The organism is uncultured Marixanthomonas sp., assembly GCF_963974425.1.
In the GTDB taxonomy this organism is placed as follows: Bacteria; Bacteroidota; Bacteroidia; order Flavobacteriales; family Flavobacteriaceae; genus Marixanthomonas.
In genome coordinates this window covers 120,641-133,169 of sequence record NZ_CAXBCK010000001.1, presented here as the reverse complement: position 1 = coordinate 133,169, position 12,529 = coordinate 120,641, and the positions used below count along the sequence as shown (strand labels likewise).

At 35.9% G+C, this 12,529-nt stretch carries 10 protein-coding genes; 3 read left to right on the top strand and 7 right to left on the bottom strand.

Annotated elements, in window-relative coordinates; genetic code table 11:
- Window positions 1–96: 96 nt before the first annotated feature.
- A complete protein-coding gene (locus tag AACZ92_RS00540) occupies window positions 97–1,872 on the bottom strand; it encodes a 1-deoxy-D-xylulose-5-phosphate synthase (RefSeq protein WP_339695650.1) in 1,776 nt (591 codons plus the stop codon).
- A gap of 54 nt (window positions 1,873–1,926) precedes the next feature.
- Between AACZ92_RS00540 and AACZ92_RS00535 the strand changes: the two genes are divergently transcribed.
- A complete protein-coding gene (locus tag AACZ92_RS00535) occupies window positions 1,927–2,382 on the top strand; it encodes a nucleoside deaminase (protein ID WP_339695647.1) in 456 nt (151 codons plus the stop codon).
- Window positions 2,383–2,442: 60 nt separating this feature from the next.
- On the opposite strand, the gene AACZ92_RS00530 is transcribed toward AACZ92_RS00535, so the two are convergent.
- From AACZ92_RS00530 to aspS, 6 genes are all read right to left on the bottom strand, one after another.
- On the bottom strand, window positions 2,443–2,637 hold the full coding sequence (locus tag AACZ92_RS00530) for a cold-shock protein (protein ID WP_339695644.1): 195 nt from the start codon (window positions 2,635–2,637) through the stop codon (window positions 2,443–2,445).
- 95 nt (window positions 2,638–2,732) lie between these two features.
- Window positions 2,733–2,978: a hypothetical protein gene (locus AACZ92_RS00525; protein ID WP_339695641.1), complete on the bottom strand. Its 246-nt coding sequence runs from the start codon at window positions 2,976–2,978 to the stop codon at window positions 2,733–2,735.
- Between the two features lie 10 nt (window positions 2,979–2,988).
- Window positions 2,989–4,797, bottom strand: a complete 1,809-nt coding sequence (locus tag AACZ92_RS00520) for a chloride channel protein (protein ID WP_339695639.1) — start codon at window positions 4,795–4,797, stop codon at window positions 2,989–2,991.
- A gap of 101 nt (window positions 4,798–4,898) precedes the next feature.
- On the bottom strand, window positions 4,899–5,729 hold the full coding sequence (locus tag AACZ92_RS00515; protein WP_339695636.1) for a hypothetical protein: 831 nt from the start codon (window positions 5,727–5,729) through the stop codon (window positions 4,899–4,901).
- Entirely contained in the window at window positions 5,713–6,273 is a 561-nt protein-coding gene (locus AACZ92_RS00510) for a hypothetical protein (protein WP_339695633.1), read from the bottom strand. Before AACZ92_RS00510 ends, AACZ92_RS00515 begins: the two co-directional genes overlap by 17 nt.
- A 1-nt stretch (window position 6,274) precedes the next feature.
- Window positions 6,275–8,029 (bottom strand): aspartate--tRNA ligase, encoded by a 1,755-nt coding sequence (gene aspS / locus AACZ92_RS00505; RefSeq protein WP_339695630.1) that lies wholly within the window; start codon window positions 8,027–8,029, stop codon window positions 6,275–6,277.
- A 188-nt stretch (window positions 8,030–8,217) separates the two neighbouring features.
- Between aspS and AACZ92_RS00500 the strand changes: the two genes are divergently transcribed.
- A complete protein-coding gene (locus AACZ92_RS00500) occupies window positions 8,218–11,142 on the top strand; it encodes a SusC/RagA family TonB-linked outer membrane protein (RefSeq protein ID WP_339695748.1) in 2,925 nt (974 codons plus the stop codon).
- An 11-nt stretch (window positions 11,143–11,153) separates the two neighbouring features.
- Entirely contained in the window at window positions 11,154–12,482 is a 1,329-nt protein-coding gene (locus AACZ92_RS00495) for a RagB/SusD family nutrient uptake outer membrane protein (protein WP_339695627.1), read from the top strand.
- Window positions 12,483–12,529: the final 47 nt, after the last annotated feature.

Below are 12,529 nucleotides of genomic sequence, written 5' to 3'. Positions count from 1 at the left end.
TAGATACTCCACGGATACTCCATAGATAGTTCATTGTTTTGTAAGAATATGATCTTTTTTCCTACAAGACTTACAGAAATTGAATAATTCCATAATTTACTGTATACATTTTAAAATAATTTGTTTGATTTTTCCTATAGAAACCCCTGCTTCATCTTTCAATTCATCAACCGTTCCGTGTTGGGGGAAGTAATCTGAAATCCCAAGTATTTTGACGGTTCCTTTATAGTTTTTTTCTGAAGCGTATTCCAAAACACCACTTCCAAATCCGCCTTTAATTACGCCATCTTCTACGGTGATGATGGTTTGGTATTTTTTGAAAATAGCATTCAATAATTCAGTGTCCAATGGTTTTATAAAGCGCATATCATACACGGCCACTTTTTCTTTTTCTGAAATACTTTTAAGAGCATTCAAAACTGTTTCAGATATTGTACCAATGGTCAAGATAGCTACTTCAGAACCTTTTTGTAGGCAAACTCCTTTTCCTGTTTCAATTTCAGAAAACGGTTTTTTCCAATCTTTTATGGAGCCTCTCCCACGTGGATACCGAATGGCAATTGGGTTTTTAAGCCCTAATTGAGCTGTATAAAGGATGTTCCGGAGTTCAATTTCGTTTCTAGGAGCAAAAATGATGAGGTTAGGAATGCATCGTAAAAAAGCAAGATCGAAAATACCGTGGTGTGTGGCACCGTCCTCACCAACAATACCAGCTCTATCTAAACAGAATATCACGGGTAGGTTTTGTAAACAAACATCGTGAATCACTTGGTCGTAAGCACGTTGTAAAAATGTAGAATAAATATTACAGAAAACGGTCAGACCTTGTGTAGTAAGACCAGCAGAAAGCGTAACAGCGTGTTGTTCAGCAATACCAACATCGAAAGCGCGTTCGGGGAAGGTTTCCATAAAGTATTTTAGCGAACTTCCTGTTGGCATAGCTGGTGTAATGCCTACTATATTTTCGTTTTCTTTAGCCAGTTCTACGATTGTTTCACCAAAAACATCTTGAAATTTAGGAGGAAGTCCGTTGCTATCCCTTGGCAATAAATCACCGGTAAGCGCATCAAACTTTCCTGGGGCATGATATTCCACCTGGTTCTCTTCCGCTTGACGTAATCCTTTCCCTTTTTTGGTGATGACGTGCATTAATTTAGGACCGGAAACGTTTTTCAAACGCTCCAATTCTAAAGTCAATTCTTCTAAATTATGACCATCAACAGGACCAGAATAATTAAAGTTCAAGGCTTCGAAAATGTTATCTGTCTCTGGCGCTCCATCTAAGGTGACCTTTGTTAGGTAGTCTTTAAGTGCCCCAACACTTGGGTCTATGCCAATAGCATTGTCATTAAGAATGACCAAAATATTAGTATTGGCGATTCCTGCGTGGTTTAAGGCTTCAAAAGCCATTCCACTAGCTATGGAAGCATCACCTACTATTGCAATATGTTGTTTTTGTATTTCTCCTTTAATTTGTGAAGCAATGGCCATACCTAAGGTTGCCGAAATTGCCGTACTGCTATGTCCAACACCGAAAGCATCATAGTTGCTTTCACCTATTTTAGGAAACCCAGAAATTCCGTTCAGTTTTCTATTTGTGTGGAAACTATCTTTTCTTCCAGTCAAAATTTTATGTCCATATGCTTGATGCCCCACATCCCATACTAAAATATCATCTGGTGTTTTAAAAATGTAATGCAAGGCAATAGTGAGTTCTACAACACCGAGGCTGGCTCCTAAATGGCCTTCTTTGGTTGCTACGATATTAATAATGAAATCACGCAGTTCTTTTGCAACTTGCGGTAATTTTTCCTTTGAAACCTTCCGAAGGTCTTTGGGAAATTGAATACTATCTAATATCTTTTTTGACACATAACAAAGATACATTTTGATATTGTACTTTTGAATATTCTATAAAAGATACTCATGGATTTATTAGAACCCTACGACGACACTTATTTTATGAAACGCGCTCTTATGGAAGCTGAAGCAGCTTTTGAAAAAGATGAAATACCTATTGGAGCTGTAATTGTTGTAAATAACCAGATAATTGCTCGGGCCCATAATCTTACTGAGACGCTAAACGATGTTACTGCCCACGCCGAAATGCAGGCTATAACTGCTGCAGCAAATTATTTAGGAGGTAAATACTTGAAAGGATGTACATTGTATGTTACCATTGAGCCTTGCCAAATGTGTGCGGGAGGGTTGTATTGGAGCCAAATTGATAAAATAGTATACGGAGCAAGAGATGAACAGCGAGGCTGTATTACAATGAACACAAAACTGCATCCTAAAACCAAGATGAGTGGCGGGGTTCTAGAAGAAGAGGCTTCACAATTGCTTAAAAAGTTTTTTATTGAAAAGCGAAATATGAATTAAAGGCACTAAAAAACCCTCCATTTTGTGGAGGGTTTGATAAAATCTGTAAAAGTATATCACTTAGTGAATAACGCGTACTTGAGCTGCAGTCATTCCTTTTCTTCCTTCTTCTTCAACATATTCTACTTTGTCACCTTCGTTAAGAGCTTCGCCATTAAGACCGGTAACGTGTACAAAAATGTCTTTTCCGGTTTCATCATTTGTGATAAATCCGTAACCTTTAGATTCGTTAAAAAACTTTACTGTTCCTTCCATTGTAATAAAAAAATAAATTAATAATAACCCAAAGGTACTATTAATTTAGGCTGAAACGTTAAAAAAATGTAAAAAAAGTGAAAAAAGTAGTCTATTTACATCTTTTCTTCTTTTCCTTTTTCTCTCATTTTATCAAGGTTTTCTTTGGTAAGCATATAGTCTTTAAAATTTCTTTTTCGCCATCTATGGTAAATAAAAAGCGGCATCCAAACAAAAAATAAACCAACTATGGAAAGGCCTACACAGAGCTCACCCGTACTGTAATCTTCTGGACGGATGTAAAACCCATAACTACCACAACCAACAATTGCTATAAATACTATAATTAAAACAGATCTCATAAATGTTTTATTAGTTTCCTGAAAAATCAATTAATTTTCTACGATAAGCAGTAAGTAATTTAGATTTTGAAATAAAACCGTAATATTTTCCCTTATTAATTACAGGTAGATTCCAAGCGCCACTGGCTTCAAACTTTTTCATTATTTCTTGCATAGTGTCTTCCTTATAAAAAATTAAAGAAGGAGCACTTTCCATTAAATCTTTTGCTGTCACCTTATCATATAATTTTTGATCGAACATGATTTTACGGAGGTCGTTCAGTAAAATAATGCCTAAAAAGGTATTGTCTTTATCTACTACAGGATAGATATTCCTGTTTGATTTTGCAACTGCATAGTCTAAAATTTCGCCTAACTTCATTTCTGGAGTAATACTTATAAAATTCTGTTCTATAACTTTATCAAGTTCCATTAAAAGTAATGCGTTTTTATCTCGGTTATATGTTAATAAGGCATCTCTTTTTGCGAGCTCATGAGTGTATATAGTATGTTCCATTCCTTTTTTGGTAATCATATATGAGATAGCAACTGTAATCATTAAAGGAACAAAAAGCTCATAACCTCCAGTAATTTCAGCTATTAAGAAAATAGCAGTTAAGGGCGCGTTAATCACTCCAGCAATTAAACCTGCCATTCCAATTAATGTAAAGTTAGCTTCAGAAACATAAAAACCCAACCCTAAGTTGTTTATTATTTTTGCTATTACATTACCCAAAGCACTCCCCATAACCATAGTAGGAATAATAACTCCACCAACTCCACCAGCGGCAAAAGTAGTGGTCATGGCGATTGCCTTGAAAAAAGTGATTCCAAATAATAAAGCAATCACTATCCAGATATTATCTGTAGCATCACCGAATGGTGTGCTTCCTAAAGCGTGCAAATGATTCCCTTCTAATAAATCTGAAATAAAACTTAAACCTTCCCCGTATAATGGCGGGATGTAATAAAGCATAATGCCAATAGCAAGACCTCCGACCAAAAGCTTTAAAAACCTTGATTTAATATGATCGAAGAAACCATATATGGCAAAATATATTTTTGTGAAATAAATTGATGCTATCCCGGTACCAACACCTAACAGAATATAAAAGAGTGTGTCATTTATTAAAAACTTATTTGAGGTTTGTATATTGAAAAGCAATTCGTCTCCTAAAAAGAAAAAAGAGGTTAAGACTGACGAAATAGAAGCAATAAGCAGCGGTAACAAAGAGGCAAATGTTAAGTCTAAACTAAAAACTTCTACTGCAAATACAATGGCTGCAATGGGAGATTTAAACATCGACGCCATTACTCCAGATGTAGCACAGGCGATTAAAAGGGTTCGTGTTTTTTTATCGACGTGCAATATCCTGCCCAAATTTGAACTTATAGCAGAACCAGATGTAATTGCAGGTCCTAATAGTCCCACAGATCCACCAAAACCAACTGTTAGTGGTGCCATAATTAAGGGGTGATAAATTAATCTATAGGATAATAATCCTTTTTGCCTTAATAAAGAATAGAGAAGCGAAGGGATAGACCGTTTTATAAATGAAGGAACAGAGGGTTTTAACTCTTTCACCAAAACGTATTTTTTCAGTAGATAGACTAGTAATAGCCCTACAAAAGGTAAAACAAAATAGATATGGTTTTCAGTAATGATAAGAGCGTGCTCAAAAAAAGACTGAATTGTAAAGGTTATGTTTTTTAAAGATAATGATACAATACCCGCTAATAAGCCTACTAAAGCGCTTAAAATAAGTACAAAGTTTTTTTGGGAAATATGTTTATATCTCCACTTTAAAAATTTGGACAGAAACGTTTTAGACTCTGGCATTGTATAAAGATATAAATAAAGAGTTGGTATGTACTTGTTATTGTTTTTTAACGATAAGTATAGAGTACAAAAAAGTATTTTAAATTATGACTATTATAAGGTTAGTTTTCCAATTCGCGTAATAATTCTGTAAAGTTTTTTAGGTACAATTGTCGTAGAGTTTCAACATAATGCCTATTATTATAACTACCTGCTTTAAAATCCTCCATAGCATTATTGGTTAATGCTACCGCTTCTTTATTTTCACCTTCAGATTGTAAAATAAGCGCTTTATAGTATTTTGCATCGGCAGAGCGATTGTTATTATATAACAATACTTTATCAAAATCTGCTATTGCTTTTTTAAATTCATTACGTTCATAATAAGCAATGCCTCTAAATAAAAAAGCAGTTGGCTCTACCCAATCTTCGCCGTATTCTTCGGTTTCAGCATCTATGTTTTTACTGAAATAAGCTATCGAGTTTTCATGGTCTTTCAATCCTAGGTAGGCAATACCACGCCAATAATCTACACTGTGACCTTGTGGGGCGTCTACAAAGTTTGGGGTTAGGGTATCGCTGGCATTAAAATCTGCAATTGCTTTTTTGTAATCACGGTAAAACCATAGGTAGTTGTACCCTCTATAAGGTTGCCAAATAACAGGATCGCATTCAACAGCTTTATCTATCTGTGTTTTCCATTTATTGGGCATCCCTCTTTTTAAATACGCCACAGAAAGTTCGCGTACGGCATCACAGTTATTGGAGTCTATTTCAATAGCTTTTGCAATTCGGGTCATACTTTTAGGTGAACCTTGAAAAAGATGGCTGCCTTCTTTAAATACCTTTTCAGAAAGTTTTTTCCGTTCGATTTTAGACAATTTTGAATAATCATCACTTTCAGCACATGAAAACAACAATACCAAACAAAATAAACTAAGGTAATATTTCAAGTAGTTCCCCATTTTCAATTTTATAAAGTATGTACATATAATGGTTGCAGGCGTTTCCATCTTCGCTTTTTATATAACCAACTTGCCAGTTTTCTTTTCTAACAGTGAGTTTTAATAGCTGCTGAACCATATCATCATTCATAGAAATAGGTTGCATATCTTGGTTCAATTCAGAAACAACTACATTTCCTGTTTCCCCGTTACAGTTTATATGAAACCGAAATACTAAAAAACCACTATCGGTATAAGAATCATTTGTATAATGCTCTTGAATATAGTTTCTGAAAGTATATTTACCTCCTTTATATATTTTAGGCTGCGAACTAGAATGAATTCCTGCGATTCCAACGTCACAAAGCTGAAAATTTTCCGTTAGCAAAGCCTTTTCAGGATTTATATAACCAATATGGTGTGAATATTTTTTTTCGTCTACTGAAAATTTCCCGTAATATTTGTAATAGATATAGCCGACAAAAACACCACCTATAACAACAAGTGACCCAATTATAATTGCTGAAACCTTAAAGGTTTTTTTCCAATTCATCTTAAGGTTTAAGGGTGATCGCTAAGTTAAGTTCTTTAAGCTGCTCTTTGTCAATTGCTGCAGGAGCATCTATCATAACATCACGACCTGCATTGTTTTTAGGGAAAGCAATAAAATCACGGATGGTTTCTTGACCGCCTAAAATAGCAACTAATCTGTCTAAACCAAAAGCAAGACCACCGTGTGGAGGTGCTCCATATTGGAAGGCATCCATTAAAAAGCCAAATTGTGCTTTTGCTTCTTCAGGGGTAAAGCCTAAATAATCAAACATTTTTGATTGTACTTCTTTATCATGAATACGAATAGAGCCTCCGCCAATTTCGTTTCCGTTTAAAACCAAATCATATGCGTTGGCTTTTACAGCACCTGGATTCGTTTTTAGTAATTCCATTTGGCCAGGTTTTGGAGATGTGAAGGGGTGGTGCATCGCGTGGTAACGCTCTGTTTCTTCATCCCATTCTAGTAATGGAAAATCGATAACCCATAAAGGGGCAAACTCATCAGCTTTTCTTAGCCCTAAGCGTTCTGCCATTTCCATACGCAGGACACTTAATTGCGAACGCGTTTTATTAATTTCACCAGAAAGGACACAGATTAAATCGCCTGCTTTGGCTCCTGTTGCTTCGGCCCATTTTGCCAAATCATCTTGATCGTAAAATTTATCAACGGAAGATTTATAACTTCCGTCGTCATTACAACGCACGTAAACCATTCCTAAAGCTCCTACTTGTGGTCGCTTTACCCAATCTATTAATTTATCGATTTCTTTTCGAGAAAAACTGTTTCCGCCGGGAATAGCTATTCCGGCCACTAATTCAGCTGAATTAAATACCTTAAAATCTTTATGTTGCGCTACTGCGTTTAACTCGCCAAACTCCATCCCAAAACGGATATCAGGTTTGTCGTTTCCGTAGCGTCGCATGGCTTCGTCGTATGTCATTCTTGGGAAATCACCTATTTCAACATCGTTTATTTGTTTTAGTAGGTGGCGTGTTAGCCCTTCAAAAATATTTAAGATGTCTTCTTGTTCTACGAAAGCCATTTCGCAGTCAATTTGCGTAAACTCTGGTTGGCGATCGGCACGAAGATCTTCATCACGGAAACATTTTACTATTTGAAAGTATTTATCCATTCCGCCAACCATAAGCAATTGCTTAAAGGTTTGTGGTGATTGTGGCAAGGCGTAAAACTGACCTTCATTCATTCGGCTAGGCACTACGAAATCGCGAGCGCCTTCAGGAGTAGATTTAATAAGATAAGGGGTTTCAACCTCCACAAAATCTTTTTCTGACAGGTAATTTCTAACAGCCATAGTTACTTTATGGCGAAAAACTAGCTTATTGCGAACGGGATTTCTACGAATATCAAGATATCGATATTTCATACGTAAATCCTCCCCGCCATCCGTTTTGTCTTCAATAGTAAATGGTGGTGTTAATGAGGTGTTTAAAACAGAAATTTCAGAAACTAATATTTCCACATCGCCAGTAGGCATATTAGGATTTTTAGATTCCCTCTCAATTACGGTTCCAGTAACTTGGATAACAAATTCTCTTCCTACTTTAGAAGCTTTGTCCATCACTTCTTTAGGAGTTCGCTCTTCGTCAAATATTAGTTGGGTAATTCCATATCGATCTCTCAAATCTACCCAGCCCATAAAACCTTTATCCCGAATTTTTTGAACCCAACCTGATAGGGTTACTTCGGTATTAATATTTTTAGCTCTTAACTCGCCGTTGTTGTGCGTTCTATACATATTCAGAAAATTGAATTGCAAATTTAATAAGATAAAGAAACTTGGGAAGATTTATCTAAGAATATTTGAAATCATTATTGGTGGTTAATAATAATGTGTATAAATAACAGTAGTAATGATAATTTGTTAAGAAATGTTTAGTAAATTCGAGGTATTAACAACAAAACAACTTTAGTCACAGGTATCTCCTGTTCTTAATTTTACTATTACCGTTTTTTGCCTTTTCACAGACAACCTTAACGGGAACAGTGAATGATGAAAATGGAGAAACCGTCCCCTTTGTCAATGTAATTGAAAAAGGGACAAGTAATGGAACAACAACCGATGTGGATGGTAAATTTACCATTGAAGTAAGTGAAGTGCCCGTAGTTTTAGTATTTTCTTCACTGGGTTTTAAAAGCCAAGAATTTCAGGCTATTAACAGAAACCCTATAAATATAACGTTGGGAGAGTCTGCTCAGGCATTAGAAGAAGTAGTTGTAACTGGTTTAGCGACATCTGTTAAACGAACTAATTCTGCAAATGCCGTAGCGTCACTTTCGGCGGAACAAATTACAGGAACAACGCCTCCACCTACATTAGATGGAGCTTTATATGGTAAGTTTCCTGGTGCTGTTGTGAATGCAAACTCAGGTGCTCCGGGAGGAGGGCTTTCTGTTAAGTTAAGAGGGGCAACTTCCATACAAGGTAATACACAGCCTCTTTATATTATTGATGGGGTTTATGTAGATAACTCTTCCATCGCAGCAGGACTAAATACTGTTTCTGCAGCTTCTGCAGGTGGTAGTGCTTCTAATCAAGATAACCCTACCAACCGTATTGCGGATATAAACCCAGAAGATATTGCTAATATTGAAATATTGAAAGGTGCTTCAGCAGCTGCAATATATGGTTCGCGAGCCGCCGCAGGGGTAGTAATTATTACTACTAAAAGAGGTAAAGCTGGTGAAACAAAATTCAGGTTTTCACAAACAACTGGTTGGAGTGAAGCAATTAACTTATTAGGTGTGCGTGATTATACAGAAGAACGTGTTTTAGAAAGTTTTGGCGAGGCAGACCTTGCCGCTTATAGAGCTGCACGTGATGCTGGTCAACTGCACGATTATGAAGATGAAATCTTTGGTGAAAAGGGAATTATAAGTATTACCAACTTTAATATGAGTGGAGGTAGTGAAAAAACTAAATTTTTTGCTGGTGTAACTCATAATAATGAGAAAGGTATTGTTTTAAATACTGGATATGAAAAAACCTCATTACGTTTAAACTTAGACCACAATCCAGAAGACTTTTTGAAGTTTACCTTGAGCTCTAATTACATCTACTCTTCATCAGACCGTGGTTTTTTTAATAACGATAACTCTGGAACAACAATCGGTATTGCTTTAACAGCTACTAGACCTTGGGACCAATTGTTCCCTAATGAGGATGGCATCTACCCAGATCACCCTAATAACTCATCAAACCCACTGCAAACTCGTGATTTGGTTACAAATAGAGAGACAGTAAACCGTCTTATAATGGGGGGTACTGCAAACTTAGATATTTATAGGGCTGATAATTCTAACCTAGAATTAATCCTTAGAGGTGGTATTGACTTTTATGGTCAACAAAGTAGAGCTATATTTCCTAAGGAGTTACAATTTCAAAAACTATCTAACGGAGGGTTAAATGGAGTTTCAGCTCAGGGAGATACTCAAAATAAAAACTATAACCTTTCTGCTTTTTTAGTACATAATTACTTTACAGATAGTGATATTAATTTTAGAACTCAATTTGGTTTAACAAGAGAGTATTTTGATCAAAATACGGAGCTTATAACAGCTACTGGTTTGGTTGCTTCAGAAACCAATGTAGATCAAGCTGCTAATACAGGTGTAAACCAAACAAGATTGTTGCAGGAAGATTCTGGTTTCTTTGCACAAGAAGAAGTGAACTTTAAAGACATGTTTATAGCAACTGTGGGTGTTCGTGGTGATAAGTCGTCTAATAATGGTGATGCAAACGAACTATTTTATTACCCGAAAGCATCTTTAGCTGTTAATTTAAACGAGTTTGATTTTTGGAATGAAGGATCTGCTTGGAATCAACTTAAACTACGCGCAGCGTATGGAGAAGCAGGTAACTTCCCACCCTTTGGCGCATTGTTTACATCCTATAACGCCTTTTCTACAGATGGTATATTGGGAATTAGCCTTATTGGGATAAGAGGAGATGCTAATTTAAAATCGGAACGTCAAAAAGAATTGGAGTTTGGTACCGATATTGGCTTTTTTAACGGCCGGGTTAATCTATCTGCCACCTATTACATTAAAACTATTGACGACCTTATTTTACAAGCTAACCTAGAACCTTCTACCGGTTTTACCAGTCAATTTGTTAATGCAGGTAGCTTAGAGAATAAAGGTATTGAAATAGGTTTGAACACAGCTCCTATATTAACAGATGATATACAATGGAACTTAGGTGTCAACTTCTTTAAAAACCAATCTGAAGTTACTCAGTTAGATGTTCCCGCGTTTAATACTGGAGCGTTTGGTCCAAGTTTAGGTTCTTTTAGAATTGAAGAAGGACAAAGTGCAACACAAATAGTAGGGGCTTATCCTGAAGGATTACGAGTAATTGGTGATGCAGAGCCTGATTTTCAAATGGGTTTTAACAGTGATTTAAAATATAAAAACCTTCAATTTACTATGCTATGGCAATGGAAAAATGGAGGAGATAATGTAAACTTAACTACATTATTGACCGATTTAAATGAAACGAGCCATGATTATGACGATTTTGGAGTAGATCCATCTGGAGAATTACCTAATGGTGAATACAGACCGGGAGCACCACCAGAAGTACATGTTGAGGATGCTAGTTATGTGCGCTTACGCGAAGTAGGGTTGTATTATACCCTGCAAAGCGAAGTTTTAGCAGGAATTCTAAACGGAAGTATAGATAGTATAAAGTTTGGTGTATCCGGTACCAATATACTTAACTTTTTCGATTACAATAGTTATGATCCTGAAGTATCAAACTTTGGCGGGGGCTCCATTTTTACAGGAGTGGATGTATTACCTTTCCCTTCGTCAAAAAGATTCTTATTTAATGTATCAGTTAACTTTTAAAAATAAAAATGATGAAAAAATATATATTTAAAATATTATTTTTCACTTCGATAGTCGCAACCCTCGGTTCGTGCGAAGTAGAAGAATTTAATGATCTAAACAATGCGGAAGTAGATGTTTTTGAAGAAAATCTTACGCGCGGAGATTTGCAAGATCTCGTTGGAGGTATTCTTTATAGTTCTAGAGTTCGCTTAGGAACCTATTATGACGATTGTGGAGTTATAGGGCGTGAATACTATCGCTTTTCAAATTCTGAACCGCGCTTTACTGGGGATTTGCTAGGACGTGAAGACCTAATGCTAGACAACAACACCTTTTATATAACAGGCCCTTGGGGTGCACGGTATAGAACGGTTAAAAATGCTAATTTAATTATTGGATTTATTGAAGGGCAAGATCTTTCGGCACAATTTACAAGTGCTGAATTATCGGGAACTAAAGGATTTTTAAAAACCTTTATTGCTTATGAACTGTTACTGAATTTAAACCTTACCGATGATAATGGAATCCGACTTGATGTGGACGATGAAAATAATCTTGGGCCGTTTGTGTCTAAGTCTGCTGCGTTAACCGGAATTAGAGCATTATTAGAAGAAGGCGCCAATGATTTGGCATATGGTGGAGCAGAATTTCCATATATTTTATCCTCAGGATTTGATGGGTTTGATGCGCCAAGTAGTTTTTTACAAGTAAATAAAGCTATTTCAGCGAGAGTAGCTGCGTATCAGGGTGATTATCCTGCTGTATTGTCTTTCTTAGACGATTCTTTTTTCTCTTTAGACGGCTCCGCTTTAAACACGGGAATTTTTTATAACTTTTCTTTAAATCAAACCGATATTATAAATCCATTGTTTCAAGCAATTGACGGTTTATCGTCAGCAAATGCACGAATAGTTCAACCTACTTTTATTGCAGATGCAGAAGCCAATGATGATAGATTAGAAAAAGTAGTAGAACTGGATGAACCTATAAGTCAAGATGATTTAGAAGGAAATTTTGCACTTTTTAGATATGAGACTAATATATCTGATATTCCAATTATTAGAAATGAGGAATTAGTTCTATTATATGCTGAAGCCAATATAAATATTAACTCAACTGAAACTGTAAATGCACTTAATATTATTAGATCAAGTGCAGGATTGGATCCATATACAGGGCCTACAGATTCAGCTTCGTTAACAGATGAAATGTTAACCCAGAGAAGATATTCATTATTTGCTGAAGGACATCGCTGGATTGACATGAGAAGATTTGGTAGATTAGATGAACTTCCAACAGATAGACCAGAAGATGATGTATTTTCTCAATTTCCAATTCCATTGACAGAGAATCAGTAATTATAAAATAAGTTTATAAGCAAAAAACCCTTTCCATTTGGAAAGGG